General features: G+C 65.2%; 26 protein-coding genes. 11 read left to right on the top strand and 15 right to left on the bottom strand.

Annotation, left to right across the window (positions count from 1 at the left end; translation table 11 throughout):
• Positions 1-12 precede the first annotated feature (12 nt).
• Both ASC66_RS11645 and ASC66_RS11640 read right to left on the bottom strand, forming a co-directional pair.
• Complete coding sequence (locus ASC66_RS11645; RefSeq protein ID WP_055839497.1) at positions 13-1326, bottom strand: replication-associated recombination protein A; 1314 nt, start codon at positions 1324-1326, stop codon at positions 13-15.
• Between the two features lie 55 nt (positions 1327-1381).
• Positions 1382-1846, bottom strand: coding sequence for an MmcQ/YjbR family DNA-binding protein (locus ASC66_RS11640; protein ID WP_502691611.1), 465 nt, complete (start codon positions 1844-1846; stop codon positions 1382-1384).
• Positions 1847-2286: 440 nt separating this feature from the next.
• Here ASC66_RS11640 and ASC66_RS18450 point away from each other — a divergent pair, with 440 nt between their 5' ends.
• Positions 2287-2607 carry an ArsR/SmtB family transcription factor gene (locus ASC66_RS18450; protein ID WP_235496872.1) on the top strand — a complete coding sequence of 107 codons (321 nt, stop codon included), beginning with the start codon at positions 2287-2289 and terminating at the stop codon, positions 2605-2607.
• A 23-nt stretch (positions 2608-2630) separates the two neighbouring features.
• The gene (locus tag ASC66_RS11630) at positions 2631-3362 is read left to right on the top strand and encodes an NADPH-dependent F420 reductase (protein ID WP_055839482.1); all 732 of its coding nucleotides are present in this window, start codon (positions 2631-2633) and stop codon (positions 3360-3362) included.
• A 90-nt stretch (positions 3363-3452) separates the two neighbouring features.
• Here ASC66_RS11630 and ASC66_RS11625 read toward each other — a convergent pair whose 3' ends face one another.
• Positions 3453-4049 carry a TetR/AcrR family transcriptional regulator gene (locus ASC66_RS11625; protein ID WP_055839479.1) on the bottom strand — a complete coding sequence of 199 codons (597 nt, stop codon included), beginning with the start codon at positions 4047-4049 and terminating at the stop codon, positions 3453-3455.
• 145 nt (positions 4050-4194) lie between these two features.
• On the opposite strand from ASC66_RS11625, the gene ASC66_RS11620 reads away from it, so the two are divergent.
• Both ASC66_RS11620 and ASC66_RS11615 read left to right on the top strand, forming a co-directional pair.
• The gene (locus ASC66_RS11620) at positions 4195-5760 is read left to right on the top strand and encodes an APC family permease (RefSeq protein WP_082492278.1); all 1566 of its coding nucleotides are present in this window, start codon (positions 4195-4197) and stop codon (positions 5758-5760) included.
• Between the two features lie 2 nt (positions 5761-5762).
• On the top strand, positions 5763-6638 hold the full coding sequence (locus tag ASC66_RS11615; protein ID WP_055839476.1) for a carbon-nitrogen hydrolase family protein: 876 nt from the start codon (positions 5763-5765) through the stop codon (positions 6636-6638).
• A gap of 7 nt (positions 6639-6645) precedes the next feature.
• Here the strand turns inward: ASC66_RS11615 and ASC66_RS11610 are convergent, their stop codons facing one another.
• From ASC66_RS11610 to ASC66_RS11595, 4 genes are all read right to left on the bottom strand, one after another.
• Positions 6646-7026, bottom strand: coding sequence for a DUF5655 domain-containing protein (locus tag ASC66_RS11610; RefSeq protein ID WP_055839473.1), 381 nt, complete (start codon positions 7024-7026; stop codon positions 6646-6648).
• Between the two features lie 34 nt (positions 7027-7060).
• Positions 7061-7780, bottom strand: a complete 720-nt coding sequence (locus ASC66_RS11605) for a histidine phosphatase family protein (RefSeq protein ID WP_353612526.1) — start codon at positions 7778-7780, stop codon at positions 7061-7063.
• Between the two features lie 138 nt (positions 7781-7918).
• Positions 7919-8095 carry a hypothetical protein gene (locus tag ASC66_RS11600; protein ID WP_157509775.1) on the bottom strand — a complete coding sequence of 59 codons (177 nt, stop codon included), beginning with the start codon at positions 8093-8095 and terminating at the stop codon, positions 7919-7921.
• 49 nt (positions 8096-8144) lie between these two features.
• Entirely contained in the window at positions 8145-8627 is a 483-nt protein-coding gene (locus tag ASC66_RS11595; protein WP_055839464.1) for a YciE/YciF ferroxidase family protein, read from the bottom strand.
• A gap of 93 nt (positions 8628-8720) precedes the next feature.
• Here ASC66_RS11595 and ASC66_RS11590 point away from each other — a divergent pair, with 93 nt between their 5' ends.
• The 3 genes from ASC66_RS11590 to ASC66_RS11580 all read left to right on the top strand — a co-directional run bounded on the left by ASC66_RS11590 (position 8721) and on the right by ASC66_RS11580 (position 14076).
• Positions 8721-9767, top strand: coding sequence for an ion transporter (locus ASC66_RS11590; RefSeq protein WP_235496871.1), 1047 nt, complete (start codon positions 8721-8723; stop codon positions 9765-9767).
• 179 nt (positions 9768-9946) lie between these two features.
• Complete coding sequence (locus tag ASC66_RS11585; RefSeq protein WP_055839458.1) at positions 9947-12184, top strand: LuxR family transcriptional regulator; 2238 nt, start codon at positions 9947-9949, stop codon at positions 12182-12184.
• Positions 12185-12399: 215 nt separating this feature from the next.
• A complete protein-coding gene (locus tag ASC66_RS11580; RefSeq protein ID WP_055839455.1) occupies positions 12400-14076 on the top strand; it encodes a SulP family inorganic anion transporter in 1677 nt (558 codons plus the stop codon).
• A gap of 132 nt (positions 14077-14208) precedes the next feature.
• Here ASC66_RS11580 and ASC66_RS11575 read toward each other — a convergent pair whose 3' ends face one another.
• From ASC66_RS11575 to ASC66_RS11560, 4 genes are all read right to left on the bottom strand, one after another.
• Complete coding sequence (locus ASC66_RS11575; protein ID WP_200944810.1) at positions 14209-14523, bottom strand: SHOCT domain-containing protein; 315 nt, start codon at positions 14521-14523, stop codon at positions 14209-14211.
• Between the two features lie 75 nt (positions 14524-14598).
• Positions 14599-15033 carry a DUF6325 family protein gene (locus ASC66_RS11570; protein WP_055840371.1) on the bottom strand — a complete coding sequence of 145 codons (435 nt, stop codon included), beginning with the start codon at positions 15031-15033 and terminating at the stop codon, positions 14599-14601.
• A gap of 25 nt (positions 15034-15058) precedes the next feature.
• Positions 15059-15436, bottom strand: a complete 378-nt coding sequence (locus ASC66_RS11565) for an SHOCT domain-containing protein (protein ID WP_055839450.1) — start codon at positions 15434-15436, stop codon at positions 15059-15061.
• 375 nt (positions 15437-15811) lie between these two features.
• Positions 15812-16282: a DUF6325 family protein gene (locus ASC66_RS11560; RefSeq protein ID WP_055839446.1), complete on the bottom strand. Its 471-nt coding sequence runs from the start codon at positions 16280-16282 to the stop codon at positions 15812-15814.
• A gap of 211 nt (positions 16283-16493) precedes the next feature.
• On the opposite strand from ASC66_RS11560, the gene ASC66_RS11555 reads away from it, so the two are divergent.
• Together ASC66_RS11555 and ASC66_RS11550 are read left to right on the top strand one after the other, a co-directional pair.
• Positions 16494-17939, top strand: coding sequence for a DUF1254 domain-containing protein (locus ASC66_RS11555; protein ID WP_082492326.1), 1446 nt, complete (start codon positions 16494-16496; stop codon positions 17937-17939).
• 187 nt (positions 17940-18126) lie between these two features.
• Positions 18127-18396, top strand: coding sequence for a DUF5652 family protein (locus ASC66_RS11550; protein ID WP_157509774.1), 270 nt, complete (start codon positions 18127-18129; stop codon positions 18394-18396).
• Here the strand turns inward: ASC66_RS11550 and ASC66_RS11545 are convergent.
• Positions 18383-19336 carry an NAD(P)-dependent alcohol dehydrogenase gene (locus ASC66_RS11545; protein WP_055839440.1) on the bottom strand — a complete coding sequence of 318 codons (954 nt, stop codon included), beginning with the start codon at positions 19334-19336 and terminating at the stop codon, positions 18383-18385. The two genes, ASC66_RS11550 and ASC66_RS11545, sit on opposite strands and share 14 nt — an antisense overlap.
• A 196-nt stretch (positions 19337-19532) precedes the next feature.
• On the opposite strand from ASC66_RS11545, the gene ASC66_RS11540 reads away from it, so the two are divergent.
• Complete coding sequence (locus tag ASC66_RS11540) at positions 19533-20009, top strand: nitroreductase/quinone reductase family protein (protein ID WP_286145594.1); 477 nt, start codon at positions 19533-19535, stop codon at positions 20007-20009.
• 21 nt (positions 20010-20030) lie between these two features.
• Here the strand turns inward: ASC66_RS11540 and ASC66_RS11535 are convergent, their stop codons facing one another.
• From ASC66_RS11535 to ASC66_RS18175, 3 genes are all read right to left on the bottom strand, one after another.
• Complete coding sequence (locus ASC66_RS11535; RefSeq protein ID WP_055839433.1) at positions 20031-20756, bottom strand: Type 1 glutamine amidotransferase-like domain-containing protein; 726 nt, start codon at positions 20754-20756, stop codon at positions 20031-20033.
• Entirely contained in the window at positions 20753-20878 is a 126-nt protein-coding gene (locus tag ASC66_RS18565) for a hypothetical protein (RefSeq protein ID WP_286145593.1), read from the bottom strand. The genes ASC66_RS11535 and ASC66_RS18565 overlap by 4 nt, the downstream gene beginning before the upstream one ends.
• Positions 20879-21173: 295 nt before the next feature.
• Positions 21174-21920, bottom strand: a complete 747-nt coding sequence (locus ASC66_RS18175; RefSeq protein WP_157509773.1) for an SGNH/GDSL hydrolase family protein — start codon at positions 21918-21920, stop codon at positions 21174-21176.
• Positions 21921-23081: 1161 nt separating this feature from the next.
• Here ASC66_RS18175 and ASC66_RS11530 point away from each other — a divergent pair.
• The gene (locus tag ASC66_RS11530; protein WP_055839431.1) at positions 23082-24065 is read left to right on the top strand and encodes an AraC family transcriptional regulator; all 984 of its coding nucleotides are present in this window, start codon (positions 23082-23084) and stop codon (positions 24063-24065) included.
• Positions 24066-24070 lie beyond the last annotated feature (5 nt).

The raw sequence follows: 24070 nt of genomic DNA, 5'->3' as shown, positions 1-24070 counted from the left end.
GATTGTGAACCGTCAGTCCGTGTCGGACTCGAGGGGTGTATCGCCATCGCGGAGCTGTGCCCAGTGGCGCAACCGTTCCGTGATGGCACGCTCGTATCCGCCAGAGGTGGGTTCGTAGAAGGTCTGCCGCGGCATGTCGTCTGGGAAATAGTTCGCGCCAGAGAACCCGGTCTCGGTGTCCGGATCGTACTGGTAGCCGGCGCCGTAACCGAGGTTCTTCATCAGCCGGGTCGGGGCGTTGAGGATGTGCGTGGGAGGCATCAGAGACCCGGTGCGTTTCGCCGCGGCGCGGGCCTTGTTGAAGCCGCGGTACACGCCGATCGACTTCGGAGCGGTCGCAAGGTAGATGACCGCCTGCGCGATCGCCAGTTCGCCTTCCGGTGATCCGAGGCGCTCGTAGACATCCCATGCGGCGAGGGCTTGTTGGACGGCGTTCGGGTCGGCCATGCCGATGTCTTCGGTGGCGAATCGGGTGATGCGACGGGCGATGAACAGCGGGTCTTCACCGCCCTCGAGCATCCGTGCCAGCCAGTACAGGGCTGCGTCTGGGTCGGAACCGCGCATCGACTTGTGGAGTGCGGAGATGAGGTTGTAGTGGCCTTCCTGCGCCTTGTCGTACAACGGTGCCCGTTTTTGCACGGCGGCGGCGAGGGCAGCGGGGTCGACGGGCGCGGGCAGGGCGTGGATCTGCTCGATCATGTTCAGCAGGTAGCGACCGTCACCGTCTGCCATCGCGATCAATGCCTGGCGAGCATCATCGGTCAGCGGCAACGGGTGGCCGATGAGCGCTTCGGCGCGGGTGATGAGGGTGCTCAGCGCGAGGTCGTCCAGGCGCTTCAGGACGAACACCTGGGTGCGGGACAGCAGTGCGCCATTGAGTTCGAAGCTGGGGTTCTCGGTCGTTGCACCGACGAGGATGACGGTGCCGTCCTCGACGTACGGCAGGAAGGAGTCCTGCTGGGCGCGGTTGAAGCGGTGGATCTCGTCGACGAAGAGTAGCGTGCCCTGCCCAACCTCCCTGCGTCGCTGTGCGGCTTGGAACACCTTTCGGAGGTCCGCGACACCGGAGAAGGTGGCGGAGAGCGGTTCGAACGCAAGGTCGGTCTGCTCGGCGAGGAGCCGGGCAATCGTGGTTTTCCCGCACCCGGGCGGTCCCCACAGCACCATCGAGACGAGCCTCTGAGCGTCGACCATGCGCCCGATCGGCGAGTCCGCCCCGAGAACGTGGTCCTGCCCGACGACATCCTGCAGGGTGCGCGGCCGGAGCCGATCAGCCAGCGGGCGCGCGGCATCGTCGACCTCGAACAGCGACGGTGTCTCACTCATGATTGCCCTCTCGATCCCGCGATCTCGCGCGCGTGCTCCTGCTTTCCTGACAGCATCACAGGCGGCTCCGCTTGCCGAAAACCGCCGGATCGACCGGCCGCTTCGCGCGGGGCAGATTCTCGACCACGAGTAGGTAGGACTCTGTGACGAGTTCATCGACGAGGGACGTCTCCAGCTTCCCGCCCGGGTTCAAGGAGATCCAGTGCTTCTTGTTCATGTGGTACCCCGGTGTGATGTCCTTGTGCTGCTCGCGGAGAGCTTTGCCGTCTTCGGGGTCCACCTTGACGATCACGATCGGCTCGCCGGTGATGTGGGTCATCAGCATGAACACCTTGCCGCGGACTTTGAACACTTCCCAGTCTGGCCCGAAGGGGAACTCAAGGCCTGCGCCCGGGAGCTCCTCGACGCGGTTGCGCGCGTGCTGCTGGAGTGTGTCGCCCTGCATGTCGTCCCCCTGGGGTCGCTGACCATCTCGACGAGTTCGAGTTCTGCTCACCACGGTACGCACATCATCTGACATTGAGGAGCCGAACCCGGATCTTCTCGCGCAGCTTAGTCACCACCAGGAAGATTGACATCCCGGATCGCGATTCCATCGCAGCACCGGCCGGCGCCGCCGCAGCACTCGACGATGTCACTCGGGGGCTCATCGCCGCCAACGTCTCCCCCGTTCAAGCCTGCAACGCAGCTGGTTCCTGAGCTCGACCTCACCGGCACCGCGTTCGTCCTTGGAGTTCGGCCGCGTGATCGCCGCCATTCGCGCGGGTCTGCTCGGCTGATTTCTGTGGCGCTGCCGCACAGCAGGCGGCAGTCGGCAAGGACTGCGCTTCCTCGAAGCCTGTGTACGCACTTTGTACACGGAATCGTGAACATAGTGATGTACGCTCCAATCTGTACATACAGTTTTTCGGAGAGCACGTCGAGGAGGTTTCGGTGATGGCTAGCAGGTTGGCGCACCCGTTGAGCATCCCCAACGAGGACGAGATTGAGTTGTTCTCGGTTATGGGTGCTCTGACGGATCCTGTGCGGAGGGCCCTCGTGGCAAATATCGCACGGAACCCGGGTTCCTCATGCAGCAGTTCGGATTTCGGCGTCTCAAAGTCCGCATTGACTCGCCACTGGCGTCTCTTGCGCGAGGCGGGACTCATCCGCCAGGAGGTGGACGGCACGCGCCATCGCAACTGGCTGCGTCGCGAGGAAATCGACCGGCGCTTCCCCGGTCTGTTGGATCTCGTGCTGCAGCATCCAGATTTCACCTCCGCGCCAGACACCCGCGACTGACCACAAACAGCAAGGAAATAGACATGAAGCGCATCGGAATCATCGGCAGCGGAGCGATCGGGGCGGCCGTGGCCCGCCTCGCAGTCAACGCGGGATACACCGTCATGATTGCGAACTCCCGAGGCCCGGAGTCACTCGCGGGCCTCCTGGCGGAGCTCGGGCCGCTCGCCAAGGCCGCTGAGGCGCGAGATGCCGCCGTGTTCGGCGACATCACAGTACTCGCGGTCCCCCTGAACGCATACGCCACGCTGCCTTCCGACGTCTTAGCGGGGAGGACAGTTCTCTCCACGGGCAACTATTACCCCTATCGCGACGCGCGCATCGCGCAGCTGGATACCCGGCAGGCCACAACAGCCGAGTATGAACAGACACTCCTTCCCGACACTCACATCGTGAAGGCCTTCAACAACATCGTTGCCCACCACATCCCACTTCTGGCGAATTCCCAACCACGCACCGCGCTGCCCGTCGCGGGTGACGACATCGAAGCGAAAGCCAGCGTCTCCCGCCTGGTCAACGCACTGGGGTTCGACACCGTCGATGCAGGCACTCTCGCAGAGTCGTGGAGTTTCGAACCGGCATCCGGTGCCTACACTGTGATCTACGCTGCCAGCGAGGACGGTTTCGCTGCAGACTACCTAGCCGATCGGGGTGCCGCTCTTCCCGCGGCCCGCCTCAGCGAGCTGCTGGCCGAATCGCACCAGCCTGACGTGCGGCGCGACAGTTCTGATCGCTCGCATAGCGCGGCACGCTGACGACAGCGGCGCGGATCGCGACTCTCAGGATGCCGGCTTGGCTGAACTCTCGCCAAAATCCTCGGCTTGAGTTGTGACCGGCATAGCGCATCAGGACAGGCTGGCGTCGAGCATCGACTCCGCGACTGAGCGGATCAACGCCGTAACGTCCTCCCGGGTCTTCGTGCCGGCGAGGATGTCCATGACGAGGCCATCCTCGAGGGCGACGAGCGCCCAGGCCACCCCTTCGACGTCGAGGCGCGGCCGGAAGACCCCGGCGGCCACCCCTTCGTCGAGGATCTCGCCGTAGATCGCGGCCTGGCGCCGGTCGAGCGCATGATCGGCGTCGTTGAGCAAGGGGTCGCGCAGGCCGAGCGACCAGAACTCGTAGAGGATTCGGGACTCGTCGCCCGCCAGACCACCGGTCGAGCCGGCCTCGATCGCCGCAACGAGCCGCGCCGCCGGGGTGGGGGCCTCAGCCACCGCCGCGTGGATCGTCTCGATGAAGCGGTCGCTCGCGGCGTACACCAGTTCGCGGATCAGCTCATCCAGGCCGTCGAAGTAGTAGAGCACAGCAGAGGGCTCCATGCCAGCGGCGGTCGCAATGGCTCTGAGCGTCGTGCCCTCGGCACCTTCGTGCACGGCGACGTCGCGTGCAGCCTCGAGGATCGCGAGACGGCGTTCGGCGCGGCGGTTGGGGCGGGGCATCTCTACATACTGCCCTAATCGAGTGTGAATCCGAGCGTCCCAAGCGGGATATCTGAAGGTCGTACAGAAAACTCTTGACATCCCGGATCAGGGTTGTTTGAATGCAATTCAAATAACCTCGCATCATCCAGTCAAAGGAGACCCGATGAGCCACACCCCGCTCGACACGGGCGCGGCCGCCGCCCCGCTCGCCCCCGGCAAAGGGCTGCGCCCGAATGCCTTGGGCCTCGGCCGCATCGTCGCCCTCGGGCTCGCCGCCGTGGCCCCGGCCTACAGCTTGGCCGTCACCCTCGGCTACGTGGTCGGCGCGGTCGGCGTGCACACCCCGGCAGCGTTCATCCTCGGATTCGTGCCGATCTTGTTCACGGCGTTCGCGTTCCGCGACCTGAACCGTGCCATGCCTGACTGCGGCGGCGTCTTCGTCTGGATCTCCCGCGCGCTCGGCCCGGTCTCGGGTTGGTTCTTTGGCGGGTGGGTGCCCCAGGTAGCCACCTTCATCGCCACCGCCGCGCTTGCGCAGGTCGCGACGGTTTATCTGCTCACCGCAGTCGGGCTCGAGGCCGTCACCGAGAGCCCGGTCGCCGTCCTCTCGATCGCCGTCGGACTCATCGCGCTGAGCGCGGCCGTGGCCGTGCGCGGAATCGAGCTCGCCGCCTGGGTGCAGTATGCGCTCATCGCCCTCCAGATCGTTGCAATCGGCGGCTTCTGCATCGGCGCATTCGGTGCAATGGCCGCCGGAACCGCGCCGTCCACCGGCGAATCGCCGAGTCTTGACTGGTTCAACCCATTCGCGCTGGGTGACCCCGCCGGGCTCGTCGCCGGCGTTATCCTGTGCCTGTTCATCTACTGGGGCTGGGACGCGCTCATCTCCGTGAACGAGGAGACCACCGATCGCTCGAAGACGCCGGGTCGCGCCGTCGTCATCTCCACCGTCATCCTTCTCGTGCTCTACTGCGGCGCATCGGTAGCCGCCGTCGGCTACGGCGGAGTCGACCTCATCACCTCCGATGCGGCGATTGACGACGTGCTCTCGGTGCTGGGGCCGCAAGCCACTGGCGAGGTCTTCGGACGGGTGATCACCATCGCCATCGGTTTCTCGGCGCTCGCCGCGCTGTTCACTGTCGCCGTGAGCACCCCGCGGACCTGGCTCAGCATGGCGACGTACCGTGCGCTGCCGGCCGCGATCACCACAGTGCACCCGACCCGCCGCACGCCGATCGTTGCAACTTGGTGGTGGGCGGGCCTCAGCGCCGCGACAATCGTGCTGCTCACCGTCATCTCAGCCGACTTCATCGGGCTCGCGATCCTCGCGATCGGACTCATGGTCGCCGCGTACTACGCGGTCACCGCGATCGCCGCCGTCGTCTACTTCGCCCCGGAGCTTCGTCGCAGCCCCGGCCAGTTGCTCGTCGCCGGCATCCTGCCCCTGCTCGGGGCGCTATTCATGATCGTCGCCTTCGTCGTGAGCGCGCTCGATATGGCGAAGCCCGACTACGTCGGCGTATCGATCCTCGGGGTCGGCACCGTGTTCTGGATCGGCGTTGGCGCCCTCCTGCTCGGCGTGGTCGTCACGTTCTCGCTCCGACCCGCCTTTCCCGAGTTCTTCGGCCGCCGCACCATCCCAGTCGGGAATGTCATGAACGACAACTTCGTCATAGCGGACCCCGCCGGGGAATCCGACCCCATCGACTTCAACCGAGAGGAACGCTGACCATGCGCACCCTATCCATCGCCGCCATCCAGACCGCCGCAGTCGCTCGCGATCTAGCCGCCACCTGGGCGCAGTTCGAGGCGCAGGTGCGCAAGGTCGTCGCGATCCAACCGCACGTGGACCTTGTCGTTGTGCCCGAACTGCTTCTCGCCGCTCCCGCCCCATTCCTCGTTGATGACCCCGAGTTCGACGAGCGGGCTGCGACGACGATCCCCGGGCCGCTGACCGACAAACTCGGCGCCCTCGCGCGGGAGCTCGGCGTGTGGCTCGTGCCCGGATCCCTCGTCGAACGGGGCGTCGACAACCGGCTGTACAACACAGCCGTCGCGATCTCCCCCGACGGTGAAGTGGTCGCTCGCTACCGCAAGCTCTTCCCGTGGCGGCCATACGAGGAGCTCACCCCGGGGCGTGACTTCACCACCTTCGACATCCCCGGCGTCGGGCGCGTTGGGCTGGCGATCTGCTTCGACGGCAGCTTCCCCGAAGTCGCCAGGCAGCTCGCCTGGCTCGGCGCCGAGGTAATCATCCAGCCGACCCTCACCACGACGCGCGACCGCGAGATGGAGGTCGTGATGGCCAGAGCCAACGCATTCGCAAACCAGGTCTTCGTCGTCAACCTGAACGGCGCCGCACCCTCAGGCGTGGGCGAGAGCGTGCTCGTCGACCCCGAGGGCACCATTCTGCAGCGCGCGTCCGAAGGCGAGGAAGTGATCTTTGCGGTGCTCGACCTCGACCGCGTCACCCAGGTTCGCGACTACGGCAGTTTCGGCCTGAACCGGCCGTGGGCGCAACTAGCCGACCAATGCGCGCTCGTCGAGTACCCCATGTTCGGCGGGGCGAAGATCGTCGCACCCGCCTGGGCGACAGCTCTGGAGTAGTCAACGGCTATCCGGACTGATCCCATGCCTCGCGGATCCAGTTCAGGACTTCCTCGTCGACATCCTCACTCGAGTGCAGCTCGAGGTGGTGGGTGAAGTGGCCGCGCCGGGGTTCGACAACTTCCTTCCACCTCGGCGAGGCGTCGCGACGGCTCAGTGTGATCGTGAGAACTAACGGAGCAACGGTCCCGCGCACGTACTGGGCGGGCATCCAGACCCACGCGAAGCCTTCTCGATGGCGGAACTCGATCTGACTCTTGGTCACTCGCAAGTCAGATTGTCCGACGGATGCGATTGCCGAGCGCACGACTTCGAACAGTTCACGAGAGCGGACGTCGCTACCGGCGAAGTACTGCTCGAGTGGGATCTGCGTGCCACGCCTGGTCATAGTGCCTCAAGCCTTCAACAGTTGGGCTCGCAGCTTAGGATTCTGAGGGCACCACGGGCAGTTCGGCGCCATAGTTCCACGACACGATGGCCGGCTGCTCACGGTAGAAGCTGAGCACGGAGACTGATCCGGCATCCAGTGTGATCTGGGCACCGAAACGAGGGGCCATTCGGAGGTACACCGCGGTCAGAATGCGCAGGAAATGGCCGTGCGCGATGAGAGCGACATTTCCCTTTTCCATGGCAGGCAGCACGCGCGTGAGCACCCGCGATGCGCGGGCGGCAACCTCTTCGACCGTCTCACCGGGCGTATGACCACGGATCACGCCGTGGGTGAATGCGCTCCAGTTGTAGCCGAGTTCGCTGCGGATGTCGCGCGTCGTGCGCCCCTCGTACCCGCCGTAGTCCCATTCGACGAGAAGCGGATCTACCTCGGCGTCAAGGCCGGCGAGCTCAGCGGTGCGTCGCGCACGCTGCAGCGGCGATGTCAGCACGAGCGAGAAATCATATCCGGCCACCAACCGGCCCGCGCCGCGGGCAAGTTCCTCTCCCCGGGCAGTGAGCGGAATATCCGTGAGCCCAGTGTGCTTGCCATTCTTCGACCACTCCGTCTCCCCATGGCGCAAGAGAATCAGCTTCCCCGACGGGTTGTCCGGAGCGGGGCGGTCGGGCAGCGGATCGTTCGTGAACATACGGCAACAGTAGTATTCCGCCCCGGTTTCGGTGGGGGTTCGCCGATACACGAAGGCGCGCACCCCTCCTACGACCTCGGCGATGGCCGCTGCAGTCGAGGGGTCTCAGCAACTCACCTGAATTCTCCGGGCGCCTCGTTCAGTAGTCCGGGGGCGACAGCCGACACAGCCTCGAGCCCTGTGATGGAAGCATGCCTACGCTCAGCTGCTGCCGGAGTCTTCCTCCGGCCCCCGGGGAGCACTGGGATCTCCGGGACGCACGGTCGCGTCGGCCGCGATGTCGATGCGGGTCACACCATCGTGCTCCGTGACCTCGATCTGCGCGGGGAGGTCTTCAGGGTTCACGATTTCATCGGCGCGATCCGTATTGGCGGGCATGGGATCAGGGTTGGACATGAGTCTCTCTTTCCGCGATTGGTGAACTCGGTCAGGCGAGGAACTTCTCGAGCGTGGTCTTCAGCTCTTCGCTGGTGTGGACCTCTTGATCCAGGTTGGCCTGCAGGAGCCCCACCACCTCGCTGAGCCCCATCGTCGAGGCTGGAATGATCAAACCCTGATATGCGGAAATCTCGTAGTGCTCGTTGCCGAGGGCACTCGAGAGCGCGACCTGGTCACGGAGCTTTGGAGCGCTTCGCTCGAGCAAGGATGCCGCCTGCTTCGAGATGCCCTTCGTGCTTGGAGAGGGCGCAGTGCTCTCCTTGAGCTCGAGCAGCTGGAATACCTTCTGCAGGTTCGCGAGCTGCTCCTTCGTCTCGTCGGCGTGGTGTCGGAAGAGCTGCTTGATCTCGGCGGACTTCGCCGCCTTGGCGAGTTCGCCAAGCGCTGCCAGGGAATCGTTCTCCATCGTCAGCGCCGTGCGGAGCTGGAAGTGGAGCAGATCGGTCTGGCTCTCAAGGGTCTGTTGAACCATGTCCTGTCCTTTCACTGTGGCGTTCGCTAGACGCCTTCACTGCGTTCGTTGTGTCTCCAACACTGTTGCCATCACTTCACGCGTGTACAGGGGTTGCATCTGCAGCGGTCTTCGCTCTACGTGCGCAGCGTAAGCAGCTCGCGGCTCATCTCGACCTGCCCGATATGCTCGGCGACATGTTGCCCGACGGCACATCTGGTCACCGCTCGCCCCGATCCACGAGGAGCCTCCATGCGCGCGTCACGTACGAAAGCACGCACTGAACTGAAGAACACCGCGTACGAGATCTTCATCGGCATTCTGTCGATCCTCTCGATCCTCAATCTCGTGCTTATCTATGCGATGCCGGGCGATAGCGCGCTCGAGGTCATCCTGTCGGTCATGAACGGCCTGTTCAGCGCCATCTTCCTCGGCGACTTCATTTACCGCATCACGACGGCGGACTCGGCAGGACGGTATTTCTTCCGTGGATACGGGTGGGCCGACCTCCTCGCGAGCCTGCCATTCCCGCAGCTGAAGATTCTGCGGATCTTCCGCCTCCTGCGGGTATACCGGCTCATGCGCGAGGTCGGCCTACGCACCATCTGGAACACCCTGATCCACGATCGCGCAAACAGCACGCTGATGACGTTGCTGCTCCTCGGTGTGCTGGTGCTGCAATTTGGCAGCATCTCGATCCTCGCGGTCGAGGAAGACGCCAACGACGCGAACATCACGTCCGCCTCCGACGCGATTTGGTACACGATCGTCACGATTTCAACCGTCGGCTACGGCGACCAGTACCCCGTGACCAACACCGGGCGGATCATCGGCGCGCTCATCATTGTCGTGGGTGTCGGCATCTTCGGCACCTTCACTGGGTATCTCGCCAACCTGTTCCTCGGGCCGAGCAAGCCCGATGCCGGATCGTCCCATGAGGCGCCATCCGAGGCCGGGACTGATGAAGTCAGCGACGTTTCGGGTCCACTAAGCGCCGGCGCAGCAGCGAATGGATTCGTAGGTGCAGCTGCCGGCGGGCATGCGACGGCAAGCGCCTCGGATCGATTGAGGCACCTCGTCGCCGCTGCTGAGCAGACGACCGCCGAGCTCCGCCTTCTCCTCACCGAGGCGACGACGAAAGAGCCCGATGGAACGCGCTGAGCAATCGGCTCGCGCCAGCTCTGCTTCGCCCTCAGCGCCAGCCATCCCCCTCCACCGAGTGCGCCCGCGACGATCTCAAGTGGATCGTGGGCCTTGGTATAGTCTGCGACAAACAGGCTTCTGTTGGTGGATCACGGTCGACACGATCCACCCTTGGTGACAATGGGGTAAGGGTTCAGATGCTTGATGCTGCCAACGATCTCGGGGCACTGCTCTTGGAGAGCAAGACCACAGCGCCGGACTTCAACACCGGGTTCGTTAGTCGGGTGGATCTCATCAATGCCCTCCGAGCGGCTGAGTCGCGGCTCGTGACGGTGGTCGCGCCAGCCGGGTACGGCAAGACGTCCTTCCTCACAGAATGGGAGCATGCTGAGGAACGCGCCACAGGATGGCTGACTCTCGGTGCAGAAGACGATGACCCGGCTGCCGTCGTACGGTTGCTGGCACATGCGTGCGCGGAGTTCGCCTCGGAAGCGAACTCCGTGTTCACGCAGATCGCGACCGCCCACGACGCGGTGTTGGGCCGGATGGCACCCGCGCTGGCGCTGGCGCTGTCCCGTTGCGAGCGACCCTTCGTGCTCTTCATCGACGATGTACACGTACTCCAGCGCCTCACCTGTCTCGACGTGCTGGAGGTCGCGCTGGCCAGGGTTCCGGCCGGGTCCCAGGTGGTGTTGGCCAGCCGGCATCAGCCAGTTCGCCTCGCCCGCGAGCGGGTGGCCGCATCCTCGGTTCAGGTCGGTGCCGAGGAGCTTCGTATCGATCTCGCCGGGGCGGCCAAGATCGCCGAGGAGGCGGGCGTGCACGTTGCCCCAGACACGCTCACGGAGTGGGTGAACCGCTGCGATGGCTGGGCCGCTGGAGTTCACATGTGCGCCCTTCTGTCGAGGAGCCGGCCGGCCGCCGCGATCGGCGACCACGCTGTCCTCGCCGACTACCTCTACCAAGAGTGCATGCGGGACCTCCCAGAAGACACCCGCCGATTCTTGTTGCACAGCTCGATCCTGAGCTCGCACATTCCGGCCCTGTGCGATGCGGTTCTTGAGCGGTCTGATTCAGCGCTGATTCTGCGCGATCTTGAAGTTCGCCAACTCTTCGTGACCGCCGTCCACGAGCAGCGTTCTTATCGGATACACCCGGTCTTCCGCGAGTACCTGCAGGGTGAGCTCCAGCTCGAGTTTGCCTCGATTGCTCCAGACCTGCACCGACGGGCTTCACAGTGGTTCGTTGAGCGGGGCCAGCTCCCTGCCGCGATCGATCATGCAATCGCGGCCGGCGATTTCGGCCTCGCCACCGCCTTGGTCACGGCTGCAGGGTTGCCGGCGTACGAGACGGGCCAAGGTGCAACACTCGGGCGGTGGCTCCGTGAGATCGGTGATTCGAATCTCCTCGCAATGCCGTCGGCGGTGGTCGTGATCACCTGGTTCGCTGTCCTCGCTGGAACCGACGAGGACGCTGTCAAGTGGGGCACGCTGCTGGGGACCGTCGCAGATGATGCTGATGCGACCGACATCAACATCGCGTCAGCCAAGGCGATGATCCGCGCCATCATGATGCGCGATGGAATCGAACGAGCCCTTGTCGACGCGGAGTTCGCGGTTGCAATCGAACCGCTCGACAGCCCGTGGCGTGACCCGGCCCTTCAAATCCTGGGCAGCACTCTCCTGCATGCCGGACACGAGGCGCGAGCAGTCGAGGTTCTGACTGAGGCCAGTCACCTCGCTGACGCACACGGGAACCCCGCCTCCGTGGTGATCTGCGCGTCCGAGTTCGCGCTGCTCGCGATCGAGCGTGCAGACTGGGCGGGCGCGGGGAAACACGTCGAGAAGGCGCTGGAAACAATGCGGACGGGCGGCATTGAGGGTTACGTCATGAGCGCTTACGCGCATGCCGCTGCGGCTTGTGTCGATTTGAACGCCGGTCGACACTCGTCGGGAAGACTCTACCTGGCGAGAGCGATGTCTGAACGCGATCGCTGCGGAAGCGCCGTGCCGCTGCTCGGCATTCCGACACGACTTCTTCTTGTCCGCGCCCAGCTTCTCGTCGGCGACGCCGACGCGGCGCGGATGCTCCTCGATGAAGTCCAGGATCTGCTTCCGCCCGGCCTTCGTCGGGAGGCGCTGGATGGTCGGATCGAGGCCGCCCGAAGTATGCTGCGCAGGCACAGCCGCACGCTCGAACTGAGGGCCGGGTCAATTGCTCTCACCGGCGCGGAACAACGCGTGCTCCCCTACCTGCAGACCCACCTCACGCGGGTGGAGATCGCACAGCGGCTGTACGTCTCTCCGAACACGGTTGACACGCAGATGAGTGCGATCTTCCGGAAGTTCGGAGTATCGACCCGCTCGGAAGCGGTGCGCCGCGCATTCGAGCTCGAGCTGCTGGGTTCGACGTCGAGCCTGGCCGCCGTCGGATAGGACGGAGCGCGTGGCGTTCGTTCCCCCTACGCCGGAGTGGCTATCAGGGTAATCGCATGATGCCGCCCTCCACGGCCTCGCGTAGCATGCGACGACGTCCCGAATTCTCGACCCGTATGCTCACGCGAAAGGCTCTCGCGCATGTTCACCGTCGCCACTGTGTGCCTCGCCCATTCACGCGCGGCCGTTCACCAGCCGCGTGAGAGCAGCACCCGATGATCACCCGTGCCACGGGGTACCTCAGAGGCAAGTCGTTTCGGAAGGACGGCGTCGCCGGCCTCGTGCTCGGCATCGAGAGCGTGCCCGACGGACTCGCGAGCGGGCTCCTCGCCGGCGTCAATCCGGTCTCGGGGCTCTACGCCTACCTGTTCGGCATGGCCGGCGCCGCGATGTTCACCGGCAGTTCCTTCATGGCGGTCCAGGCGACCGGCGCCATGGCACTGATCGTGAGCGACACCGATCTCGCATCGCGGCCCGACCCCGACCGCGCGCTCTACACCCTGGCGATGCTGACCGGGGTAATCATGCTCCTCGCCGGGCTGCTCAAAGGTGGCCGCCTGCTGCGATTCGTGCCAACGGCGGTGATGACGGGCTTCGTGACCGCGGTCGGAGTGAACATCGTGCTCGGGCAGCTGGCGAACTTCACGGGCGGTGTCGGATTCGGCGACAACCGGCTGAGTCGGGCACTCGATCTGCTCCTGAACTTCCGGCGGTTCGACCTTCCGACGCTCATCGTCGGCCTCCTCACCCTCGGCCTGATCCTCTGGCTCACGCGCACGCGCCTCCGCTCGTTCGGGCTCGTCGTCGCCGTGGCGGCCGGATCATGCGCGGCCTGGCTACTCAACGAGCTCGCCGGATTCGCCGTCCCCGTTGTCGCGGACATCGCCGAGGTGCCCAGCAGCTTGCCACTCCCGGTGCTCCCCTCACTCGACGACGTGGCCTTCCTCCTGCTGCCGGCGCTCTCCCTCGCGTTCGTCGGGTTGATCCAGGGCGCCGCGGTCTCGGCGGGCGTGCCCAACACCGACGGCAAGCCCGTCGACGCGAGCCGCGACTTCATCGGCCAGGGCGTCGGGAACCTCGTGGCGGGCCTCTTCCGGGGCATGCCGGTCGGCGGGTCGATGTCGGCATCCGGTCTCTACGCCTCGGCGGGAGCGCGCACCCGATTCGGTCTGATCATCGGGGCGATCGTCATGGCCCTCGTCATCCTGTTCGCTTCCGGACCCGTGTCGATGGTGGCGATGCCCTCACTCGCAGCGCTCCTCATCGTGGTGGGCTACGAGACCATCAAGCCTGCGCAGATCCGCTCGATCGCCGGCACGGGCGCATTCCAGACCTCCGTCATGGCTGTCACGTTCGTGCTCACGCTGATCGTCCCGCTGCAGTTCGCCGTGATCATCGGGGTCGGCGTCGGCACGATTCTGTTCGTGGCCGAGCAGTCGAATCGGCTGCGGGTCCGCCAGATTCACTTCGAGCCCGACGGCCGACGGCGCGAATCTGCACCCGGGGCGACCGTCGGCGCCAACGAGGTGATCGTACTCCAGCCCTATGGAAGCCTCTTCTTCGCAAGCGCCCCGGTGCTCGAGGCCCAGTTGCCGAAAGTTGACGAGCACACGGGGAACGCCGCCGTCATCCTGAGATTGCGCGGGATCGACCACATCGGTCTCTCGCACGTCGAGGTGCTCACGCGCTACGCCGGCGAGCTCGCGGCGGCTCGGTCGTCGCTTGAAGTGATCGTGACCAACGACCGGGTCCTCGCGCATCTCCGGATCGGCGGCCTCGTCGCCGTTATCGGTGATGATCACGTGCATCGCGGCACCGAGTGGCTGGGCGACACCGTGCGCAGTGTTCAGGCGGCGGCAGCGCAACGCGTCCGTGACGAGAGCGGCGCCTGACGTCGCCCAGCGCACAGCGGTTCTCGCCGGGCTACAACTGCGATGACCGCCCGCGCCCGGGACCAACGGGGGCGACCCGACGGCTGTGCCGTCTGGTCGCCCCCTTCCGCGCCGGTCATCGCCGACGCACGATCATGCGAGCAGCTTGGCCTTCGCGGCGTCAAACTCCGCGTCGCTCAACACGCCCTGCGCTTTGAGCGAGGCGAGCGCCTGCAACTGCGAGACCACATCGCCGGCGGGCGCTGCAGCCGGTGCTGCCTGCGGCACCGCCGCGACAGGAGCGGGGGCCATCGCGGCCGCCTCTTCCTGCAGCTCGTACTGGTGCTGCTCGTAGTCGTCCTGAGCGCGCTTCTGCTGGCGGCGCGCGACGTTGCCGCTCACCGCGGCGGCCGTGCCGGCCACCACCGCTGTGCGGGCGGCCATCCCGATCAGTCCCGGACGGCCCATTCTTCTCATCAACGGCATGTCGTGTCCCTCAGTTCCTCGTTGTGTTGTGTGCCGGTGCGAACGCCGGCGCTTGTTCTATTCGGCGACCGACTCGGCCATGGCTTCGGCGACGATCGCGCTCACCACGGGAGCGGGAATGCGGATCGCATCCACCACCCGGCCGCCAGACTCCAGTAGTCGGGAGGCCAGGTTCTTGACCCAGAGGAGTTCGACCACCAGCAGCAGTGCGGAGGATCCCGGCGCCAAGCGGCCACCGAGTTCCTGAACGTCCTCATCGCCCGCGATCCCATCGGCGACAAGATTCAGCTCGCCGAACTCGATCCCCGTGTCGTCCAACTCCAGGTAGTTCACCGTGCCGTCCTCGTCACGCGCGATGAGGACCAGGTCGAGCAAGCGCACCGTTCCGGCATCCACGAGTGCACTGATCGCCTCAATAACGCCGGGATTGGGCAGGTCGCCGTCGAACTCAGCGAGCACCAGCTCGACGGGCCCGTATTCGAGATCAGTCATCGTTCGCATCCCTCTCGTCGGCGCTTCAGGCGAGTGCCTTGGCCTTGAGCGCATCGAACTCGGCCTGAGTGATCGTGCCGTTCGCAAGCAGCTGCTGCGCCTTGTCGATCTCTGCAGCCGGTGAGCTCGCGCCAGCGACGCTGCGGATGTAATCGTTGTTGGCCTGCTGGACCTTGCTCGCCTCGGCTGCACCGCGCTCGCTCATCGAGCGGCCACGAGCGATCAGGTAGATCAGGGCGCCGAGGAATGGCAGGAAGACCAGGAAGATCAGCCACAGGGCCTTCGCTCCGCCTCCCAGAGTGTGATCGCGGAAGATGTCGATGACGATCGAGATGAAGATCCAGATGCACGCGAAGAAGACGTACGCCCAAAACATCCACGCCAGAAAGGTCCAGAATTCCATTGAATACTCCTTGTTGTTGTTGATGATGATGATGATTTCGCGCAGGGCCCATCGATGGGCCCTGTCACTGTGAGGACACTAGCCAGCACGGCGTCGGCATTCATCACGGAAATCGTGGGAAATGAGACGCCAGAGCGGCAATCCTCTGAACCCGGAAGAGGGGCTCTGCCTCAGATTCGGCGACGCCGTCCTGGCGTCACTGCTGCCGCGACCGCGGCCGTGCGTGCGACCGGTCGGCCGGGTGTCACCGCTGCAGCCACTGCTGCCGTGCGGGCAATCGGCGCCCGCCCGGGCGTCACCGCCGCGACCACTGCCGTGCGTGCAACCGGGGCGCCGACAACGCCGACGCGGCCAACTCGTGCTGCTCTCAACATCTCAGGCTCCAATCGTCTCGAGTTCGGCATCCGGTTCCGCGTCCGCTTCGAGCGACGCGATGATGCCCTGGATGGGGATTCGGCCGTTCGCGATGAACTGTCCACCGGCGCGGCGCGCGGCGGCGCCGAACGTCGCCGCCCAGAGGTTCTCGTACACGATGACCCCCGCCACGCTTCCCGGTTCCATTGCGGCGGCGAGGTGCGCGACATCGTCTTCGGCGAGTAGCTCGGCGAGCTCGGCCTCGAGGCGCGTCAGCGGCCCCAGGTCGTCGAGATCACCCAGCTCGAGCGCGTCGACAGAACCGTCGTCGGCCTTGTGCAAGACCAGCATGTCGATCAGACGGATCGTGCCGGCATCCACGAGCCTGACGAGTTCATCGGCGATCTCGCCGGTGAAGTTCGCTTCCCCGGCGGGGAATTCGATGATCACGAAATCAACCGGTCCCAGTTCATCAATCGGCGTTTCTGCCATGACTACCCTTTCATCCTCGGTCGACCCTCGGAGCGGGGTGGACCGAGGTTCAGCATCGTCTTCCGCCGAGAGCGATGCATAGCGCGATTTCCGTGATTCTCACCGCAGAGCGTCCCGAGTGGGTGCGTCCACACGCCGCCGCTGCCAGAATCGCTGAGGAGTTCAAGAAACGCCGAGGACTCACCGGATATCACTCGACGAGGGGATGAGCATGGCAATCGAAGGAACCAAGGGCCCTGGCCTGACGCAGGCGGAGCTCGCCGAGGAGGTGTCCCACGTCTCGACACCCGATCGGCTGTCGACGCCGTTCGGTGAGTTCGAGTTCTTCGACGGAGTACCCAAGCCCGAGTCGGTGCAGTCGATCTTCGACGGTCTCGACCTGGTCCGCGGCATCACTGCGTTCATGAACACGATTCCCGGGGCTTCGCTGGTCGCCTTCCGCAAAGGTCTGCGCACCGCCGGTGTCGACTCCCCCGACAAGATCGGTTACACCGACCCGAAGTGCAACTCCGGAGCCCTCTGGCTCACCCCGAACACCGAGACCACATATGGTGTGGGGTTCCTCGACCTGAAGGCGTGGGGTCCGACGGTCATCGAGGTACCCGCGCAGTCGCTGTGCGTCGTGGATGACTTCTGGTTCCGCTACGTCGCCGACATGGGCATCCCCGGCCCCGACCACGGTGCCGGCGGCAAGTACCTCTTCCTGCCCCCGGGCTACGACGGCGAGCGACCCGAGGGGTACTTCACCTACGAGAGCCCGACCTTCACGAACTTCCTCGTGATCCGCGCTCTGGGCGGTGTCCCCGCCATCAAGCAGTCCAGAATCTACCGACTCAGCGACGCCGACGCCGCCCCGGAGAACACCTTTGTGAACATCGCCGACCAGGTGCTCAACACCGTGCACTCCAACGACTTCTCGTTCTTCGAGGAGATCGCGGAGCTCGTGGCCGAGGAGCCGGCCACCGCGCTCGATCCCGAGCGTGCGGGTACCCTGCGCTCGCTCGGCATCGTGCACGGCACGCCCTTCGCGCCCGATGAGCGGCTGCGCGGCATCCTTGACGATGCCGCTCGGACGGGCGCCGCCATGTCGCGCGCGATTCTCTACAAGCCGCGCGACCCCGAGAGCTTCCGCTGGGAGGGTTCATCCTGGAAAAACGCATTCGTCGGCGGCAGCTACGAGTTCCTGAGTGGCGGGGCGCGCAACCTCGACGCGCGCACGCTGTTCCACTACGCGGCGACGGTGATCACGCCGGCAATGGCGCACGCGCAGGTCGGTGCAGGATCGGCCTACATCTACACGGCGGAGGACTCCGATGGGGCGCTGCTGGACGGCGCCGCCACGTACTCGCTGACGGTGCCGGCGAATGCTCCGGCGAAGAACTTCTGGGCGATCGACGTCTATGACACGCAGACTCGATCGCTGCTGCAGTCGGCGCCGTACCCGGCACTGTCGAGTCTGGACGAGCACTTCCAAGCCGAAGCCGACGGTTCCTATGTGCTGTGGTTCGGCGCTTCCGCACCGGCGGGCAAAGAGTCCAACTGGATCCCGACGCTTCCCGGCAAGTCCTGGTGGCCGGTGCTGCGCCTGTACGGCCCGCTCGAGCCGTGGTTCGACATGAGCTGGCAGCTGCCGGAGATCATCCGCGTCACCGAGTGACGACCGCGCGACAGCGCTGATGGATGCCTCGGCCCGGTGCCGCACGACACGATTCGTGCGGCACCGGACCCTCGCTGGGCCACAGACGGTGGCATCGGAGGGCGTTGCACCGCATCATGGAGAGAAGCTCGGCGTCGGCCGGGCCCGCTCCGCTCTGCGGAGCGGCAGAGCGGGAGGTTGCATCGACATGAAGCACAATCAGCGGCACGCACCGGCACAATCGATGAGCGAACACACCCCCGCAGCCCGGGGCCTGTTCCTAGCCGCCCTCGTCTGGAGTCTCGGCTGGAAAGCCGCCTCGCTGTGGCAAGCTGCCAGAGACGGCAGAAAGCCGTGGTTTGTCGCACTCCTCGTCACGAACACACTGGGCATACTCGACGCCATCTACCTCTTCAAGATCAGCGGCGCACGCAGTAGGACGTCGCGCGCGGAGGCCCAGATCCTCACTCAAGGGTGATGACCACCTTGCCGCGCGCGCGACCCTCACCGACATAGGCGAGCGCCCGAGGCACCTCATCGAGAGGGAAGGCCTGGTCGATGTGGATGCGAAGGTCGCCAGCCATGCAACGCTCGGCGGCGGGCGTGAAATGCTTCGGCCCTTGCCTCACGGGGAGGACCCCCAGCCGACGCCCGGAGAGCAAGCCGAGAGCGGCCCCGACCGTAGCGACCCCCAGCAGCGTTCGTACGGTTCCGCCGACGCAGAGGTAGCGGCCACCGCGCGCCAGCGCCCGCCAGTAGGGGAACACGGATCGGCGCGCCACGAGATCGAGCACGAGGTCGTACCGTCCAAGCCGGGTGAAATCCTCGCTGCGATAGTCAACCACCTCGTCGGCGCCGAGCGCCCGCATGAAGTCGAGCTTGCCCGCATTGTCGACGCCAGTAACGTGCGCCCCGGCGAGCCTGGCGAGCTGGAGCGCGAACGAGCCCGCCCCGCCGCCCGCCCCGTTGATCAGCACGCGCTGCCCGCGACGTGCGCTCGCGGTTCCCTGAAGCGCGATCGAGGCCGCCTGAGGCAACGTCGAGGCCTCGGCGAACGTCAGCTCCGCAGGCTTGTGCGCGAGCGCCGCTTCAGGTGCCACCGCGTACTCGGCGAAACCACCCATGAGGCCCAGATTGTCGCCGTACACCTCCTCGCCCAGACGGAACCGGGTGGCGCCGGAGCCGACGGCTGCGACACGCCCGGCAATGTCGGAGCCCAGCACCCGGTGCGCCGGGGCACGCAGCCCCCCGATCCGCGCGTACCCTGGAGTTCCCGTCAGCCCCTCCCAGTCCGAGAGATTGACGGATGTCGCGGCGACCTCAACGAGCACCTGATTCGCGCCCGGCGATGGCACCGGAATTTCTTCGACCCTCAGGACCTCGGGAGGGCCGTACCGGTCGTACACGACGGCTCTCATGTTGATCGGCCGTCAAGGGCGGGACGCAGGGACCTGGACACGCAGGCAAGCCTACGCAGGAGGCGCGGAGGAATCTGCGCCGTGTCGAAATCTGCCGACGAAGGGGTTCTGTGACGGTCAGGCTCCCCACCGCAGCTTCAGGCTTGGCTTCACCGAGACCATCGTGGGTGCGGTCGCGGGCGAGTAGACTCCACACGTGTCGAAAGCACGGGAGGAACGACCGAGGATTCCGCCTCGCTGGTTCGTCAGGCTCGCCTGGAGAGTCCACCGGGGCATGTACCGAATCACCCGTGGACGAGTCGGGTTGTGGCGCCCCAAACCTCAAGGTTGGGGCACGCTCTACTTGACCACCGTAGGGCGGCGCACCGGCGAGGAGCGAGAGGTGATCCTCGGCTACTTCGAAGACGGTCCGAACCTCGTCACGATGGCCATGAACGGTTGGGCAGAGCCGGACCCGGCGTGGTGGCTCAATCTCCAGGCCCAACCCGATGCGAGGGTGGTCGTTCGGGACGGCCCGCGCCTCGTGCACGCTCGCGTCGCGCGGGGCGACGAGCGCATGCGACTGTGGTCTAGGTGGCGCGAGATCGATACGGGGCTGGACAGCCTTGCGGCGCGTCGTTCGTCCGAGACCGCGGTTGTGATCCTGGAGCCACGGGTCAGTCCGAACCTCTGACCTGAAACCAGACGAGTGCCTTCACGTGGCGATCGTCGAGACCAGCACGCCGCCCCCGGTCGGCAGCACCCGCCAGACGTTTCCTTTGCCCTCGACCCGGAGCCCGCCGTCGCTCACGATCAGGGCCGTGCGCTCGTCAATCCCGAGCCCGCCTGCGACCAGCCCCGATTCGACGGCAGCGACCAACCGGGACAGCATGCCGCGCTCGGCCACGTGTACCTCTACGGCCACGTCTACGAGGCCGATGCCGGCGTCGATCTCCAGCTCCTCGCCCGCTTCGTCAGGGTCCTCAGGTGAGACGACCACGCCGCCGATGCGCGAGCCGCTTCCAAGCGAGCCCTCCGCCGCAATCATCGCGCCGGCCGAGACCCCGAGGTAGGGCACGCCCGCGGCGACCAGCCGGCGCAACTCGCCGAACACGGGCTCGAGCCCGGCGCGCACGTCCTCGACGAAGCCGCCCCCAACCGCGATGCCGTCGACGTCTGCGATCGCGCCGAGCCCGATCGGCTCGCCTGGCCGCCCCGCGGTCAGGCGCAGCTCGATCGCGGGTCCCGTTCCGGCTTCGGCCAGAAGCTCGCCGAGCGCCGCCGCCTTCTCCTCGGCCTCGGGGTGCAGTGAGATCACGGCGACGCGCGGCCGCGCGCGGCCCGCGTGACCCGCTCGCAGCGTCGCTTCGGCGACGAACGGGGCGTAGAGCGCGGCATCTGCACTCGTGGTCGCGCCGCCGCCGATGAGGTGCACACTCACGCGGCATCATCCCCAACCGTGACGGCACGCGATGGCGCCGCATCGCCGAGCTGGCCCCAACTGAGGGACTCGCGGCGGATCCCGTTAACGTCGGTGCCCGCGTCGTGCGCATCGAAGGTCATCCGAAGATGCTACCGGAGCTGGTGGTGTCCCGCGCTGGTTGCATCCTGTAGCACGGCCCCGTCGCCGCTCCTTGTCCTTTAGCGTCACTTCGCGACGGCAGCGCGCACGCTGACAAGAGGCTTCAGCGATTTCGTCATTGCGCTCATTCCGAACACGACATGCGGCGGCAACTAGCAGCACACCTTTGAGACTGCCACCGAGGAACCCGCACGCCCGGGCCTCGACCTCGTGCGTCCGCAACCTCGGACAGAAGTCGGTGGATGAGGTCAAGGACAAGTTCGTGGAGCTCGTAGCTCACGTTTGGAACGCGGTTGCAGCGTCTCCCTTCTGCAGAGAGCGCGCGACGTGCGTTCCGATACGGCGACCCCACTTTGCATAGGTACGGGATGTGAGGTCGGAGGCAGCATCCAATTGAATCAGCGGGGTGTTTGTTTGAGCGCAGATTCGACTGGTTTCGACATTGAGGGCCCGCGCGTGTCTGCCTGTCATCCGGCGCGCGAACGGGGTCAGGCGCCTTGCCAAGTGCACACTGGCGGTGGTCGTCACGAAGACGGACGATGCTTTCGTGGACTTCAAAGCGTGTACAAGGCCAGTCATGTTGCGCCGCCAACTACGGCGACTGGTGAGACAGAAGGCGTCGGTTGTAGCGAGCATGAGCACAATCGAGTCATAGCCTTCGATGTCAAGATCGCCGAGGCACTTGCGGGTCGAGCGCGCCGACGCAGCGGGTTGAGCAGCGACGGTCACCACAACGCCGCGCTGGATGTGTGAAAAGAGGTGTCTGCCCAGATGTCCGGCGATACCCAGTTGGTGGGACCGCACGCCGCACCCTGCTGCGGGGCCGTCACCAATCACGAGGATGCGGGCGGGGCAGGTTCCGGCAATGTTGATTTCGGCTGGCCCTGTTGGGTAACGCCATTCGCATTGCTCGTGTGTCCTGGCCTTGAACCATCCCCAGAAAAGTGGACCCAGCACCGTGTGCGGCCATCGCCGCAAGCGATGTGACACTGATCGGCATCGCTGATGTTCGGGTGCGTCCATTGGTGTTCTACAACTTTCAGGGGCGATGCGTGAGCGCAACGGATCGCTGCGGCGATGCTCGCCGTGCGGTGCAATGGCGGCGGTCGACGACTCGGCACAAGTCCTTTCATGCCGTTGCGCTCGGAATGTGAAAGGCGTCGAGGAGCCACGGTTCGACGATGCGATTCTCAGGCAGCTCGCGGCTGGCGAAGCGGGATCCACGTCGACTGACGACATGGGGGAAGCCCTCTTCAGCCGGCGGCGCCCTGTGAGGCAATGACCTTCTCAAAGAAGTGATCCAGCTTCCTGCGGCAGTCACACGGGACGCGGATCCTTCCATTCGAGCGGGTCAGGATAAAGATCTCAGCGTGCTGCGGGTAACTACGAAACCTCATTGCCGCAACCTTTCAGGCAGTTCGCTGCTGGTGCCTGAGGCCCGCAGCGTCAGTATTTTCTGTGTGTGGGGGAACTGTCCGGATGGAGACCATGACAGACAGGACGCGCGCCTTTTCGCCTGTGATTGTGGCGCGCGGCGGTCCGAGCAGCGGCCGGACCGTCGGTGCAGAGCAGACGCGAGGGTCGTCCTAGCTGTTTACGGGGAGGGGCAACAAACCAGGCCGCGTGAAACGCGCAAAGGAGTATCAGCGCAGCTGCGAGCGTTCAGTGCAGTCGTGGGCCCTCACCCCAGGCAGACCTCCAGGCGCGTCGAAGCGCGAACCGTAAACGGTCCCACTGGCGAGCGGCCGGCTGGTCCGCCTCAAGTCTTGGCCCTGCGCCGGAAACAAGGGCCGACCAGTCACACTGATCGCAGATGCGAATGAAGCGGTTCACGGCAAGACCCACTCCAAAGAACTCGTTGTCCGTAAGGCGAGTCCGCGCTTGACAATTCGGGCACTGGATCATGACCTCTTTCGTGTTTTCGTTGTGATCGCCGGAATGATTCCTGGCACTGGGCGGGCGTACATCCGGGTTCAGACGAGGCTGTGCCGGATATCCGGCCAGCGCAGACATGCGCCCGATCTGACGAGTAGTGGCGCTTGATCGGGTCCGGAGCGTGTTCCTTCCAAGCTAAAGGTCCGAAGGTTCTCGCGAAATCCGAAAAGCGCGGTGTACGGCATCCCCTTAACGCGGCGCGGAGCGGCAGGACGTCCACGGTGCCATTGTTTAAGTAAGAATTTCGGTATGTCGTTGATGTCTGTTGAGGTATTCAGTCGCCATCCTGTTGTCTCCTCCCGAGATCTCGATGTTGCGCGTAGCGCGCTGAGCGAGGTATACCTGCCAATGGAGTTCCCGTGGGCATCCGCTTCGATGTCCCTAGATATGTCCCTGAACGTCGTCAAGGTTGGCCGCGTGACTGCCGGTTACCTGCAATTTGGGGACGCCCTGCGAATTCAAACCGTTGAAGCCTCAAACTTCCATGTCGACATACCCGTGGCTGGCAGGGCGAGGATGCAAGCCGGACGCTGTGACCCCGTATACGGAACCCCGAAGACTGCCGCAATCTTCGCGCCAGGGCTTCCCGTCGATCTCGACTGCGATGACGACTTCGCCCAGATCGCCCTCATGCTTCCGAAAGCTGTACTTCAGTCCGAGCTAGAGAGCCTCTTGGGACACAGCCTCAGGACACCGCTGGCGTTTTCAACGGAGCTGGACTTGGCTTCTGCGCCCGGAGGATCAGTGTTGCAGGCACTCCGAATGATCGATGCCGCGTCGAACCAAGACGACGGCATGCTCCAGCACCCACTCGCTGCGCACCGCCTAGAACAAGTACTGATGCACAGTCTGCTGCTCGCGCAACCTCACAACTACTCGGACATGCTTCGGGCCACGCCTCCCCCCGCGGGCGCACGTTCAGTGGTTGAGGCGGTGGATCTGATGCGTGCGCGTCCGGCCCACGCGTGGACTGCAGCTGAGCTTGCCGCCGCTTCTTCATCTAGCGTGCGCAGCCTTCAGGAGAACTTCCGCCGCTCACTAGGCACATCCCCAATGGCATACCTTCGCGATTTCCGACTCGAGCACGTGCACGAAGAACTCCTAGCCGCCGAGCCCGGATCCGTCACGGTGACGGAGGTGGCAGCACGTTGGGGATTCGTGCACCTCGGCCGCTTCGCTGCCGCATACCGGCAACGGTTCTCCGAACGCCCATCAGAAACAATCAGGAGCTGAATCGG

Source organism: Leifsonia sp. Root4 (assembly GCF_001425085.1).
GTDB lineage: Bacteria > Actinomycetota > Actinomycetes > Actinomycetales > Microbacteriaceae > Microterricola.
This window is presented reverse-complemented; position numbering and strand designations above follow the sequence as displayed.

Bases quoted from the DNA above. Each gene is read 5' to 3' on its own strand.
- ASC66_RS11645 (WP_055839497.1), bottom strand. From the start codon at position 1,326: ATGAGTGAGACACCGTCGCTGTTCGAGGTCGACGATGCCGCGCGCCCG.
- ASC66_RS11640 (WP_502691611.1), bottom strand. From the start codon at position 1,846: ATGTCAGATGATGTGCGTACCGTGGTGAGCAGAACTCGAACTCGTCGA.
- ASC66_RS11630 (WP_055839482.1), top strand. From the start codon at position 2,631: ATGAAGCGCATCGGAATCATCGGCAGCGGAGCGATCGGGGCGGCCGTG.
- ASC66_RS11625 (WP_055839479.1), bottom strand. From the start codon at position 4,049: ATGCCCCGCCCCAACCGCCGCGCCGAACGCCGTCTCGCGATCCTCGAG.
- ASC66_RS11620 (WP_082492278.1), top strand. From the start codon at position 4,195: ATGAGCCACACCCCGCTCGACACGGGCGCGGCCGCCGCCCCGCTCGCC.
- ASC66_RS11615 (WP_055839476.1), top strand. From the start codon at position 5,763: ATGCGCACCCTATCCATCGCCGCCATCCAGACCGCCGCAGTCGCTCGC.
- ASC66_RS11610 (WP_055839473.1), bottom strand. From the start codon at position 7,026: ATGACCAGGCGTGGCACGCAGATCCCACTCGAGCAGTACTTCGCCGGT.
- ASC66_RS11600 (WP_157509775.1), bottom strand. From the start codon at position 8,095: ATGCCCGCCAATACGGATCGCGCCGATGAAATCGTGAACCCTGAAGAC.
- ASC66_RS11595 (WP_055839464.1), bottom strand. From the start codon at position 8,627: ATGGTTCAACAGACCCTTGAGAGCCAGACCGATCTGCTCCACTTCCAG.
- ASC66_RS11585 (WP_055839458.1), top strand. From the start codon at position 9,947: ATGCTTGATGCTGCCAACGATCTCGGGGCACTGCTCTTGGAGAGCAAG.
- ASC66_RS11580 (WP_055839455.1), top strand. From the start codon at position 12,400: ATGATCACCCGTGCCACGGGGTACCTCAGAGGCAAGTCGTTTCGGAAG.
- ASC66_RS11575 (WP_200944810.1), bottom strand. From the start codon at position 14,523: ATGGGCCGTCCGGGACTGATCGGGATGGCCGCCCGCACAGCGGTGGTG.
- ASC66_RS11570 (WP_055840371.1), bottom strand. From the start codon at position 15,033: ATGACTGATCTCGAATACGGGCCCGTCGAGCTGGTGCTCGCTGAGTTC.
- ASC66_RS11565 (WP_055839450.1), bottom strand. From the start codon at position 15,436: ATGGAATTCTGGACCTTTCTGGCGTGGATGTTTTGGGCGTACGTCTTC.
- ASC66_RS11560 (WP_055839446.1), bottom strand. From the start codon at position 16,282: ATGGCAGAAACGCCGATTGATGAACTGGGACCGGTTGATTTCGTGATC.
- ASC66_RS11555 (WP_082492326.1), top strand. From the start codon at position 16,494: ATGGCAATCGAAGGAACCAAGGGCCCTGGCCTGACGCAGGCGGAGCTC.
- ASC66_RS11550 (WP_157509774.1), top strand. From the start codon at position 18,127: ATGAAGCACAATCAGCGGCACGCACCGGCACAATCGATGAGCGAACAC.
- ASC66_RS11545 (WP_055839440.1), bottom strand. From the start codon at position 19,336: ATGAGAGCCGTCGTGTACGACCGGTACGGCCCTCCCGAGGTCCTGAGG.
- ASC66_RS18565 (WP_286145593.1), bottom strand. From the start codon at position 20,878: ATGACCTTCGATGCGCACGACGCGGGCACCGACGTTAACGGGATCCGC.
- ASC66_RS18175 (WP_157509773.1), bottom strand. From the start codon at position 21,920: ATGGACGCACCCGAACATCAGCGATGCCGATCAGTGTCACATCGCTTG.
- ASC66_RS11530 (WP_055839431.1), top strand. From the start codon at position 23,082: ATGTCGTTGATGTCTGTTGAGGTATTCAGTCGCCATCCTGTTGTCTCC.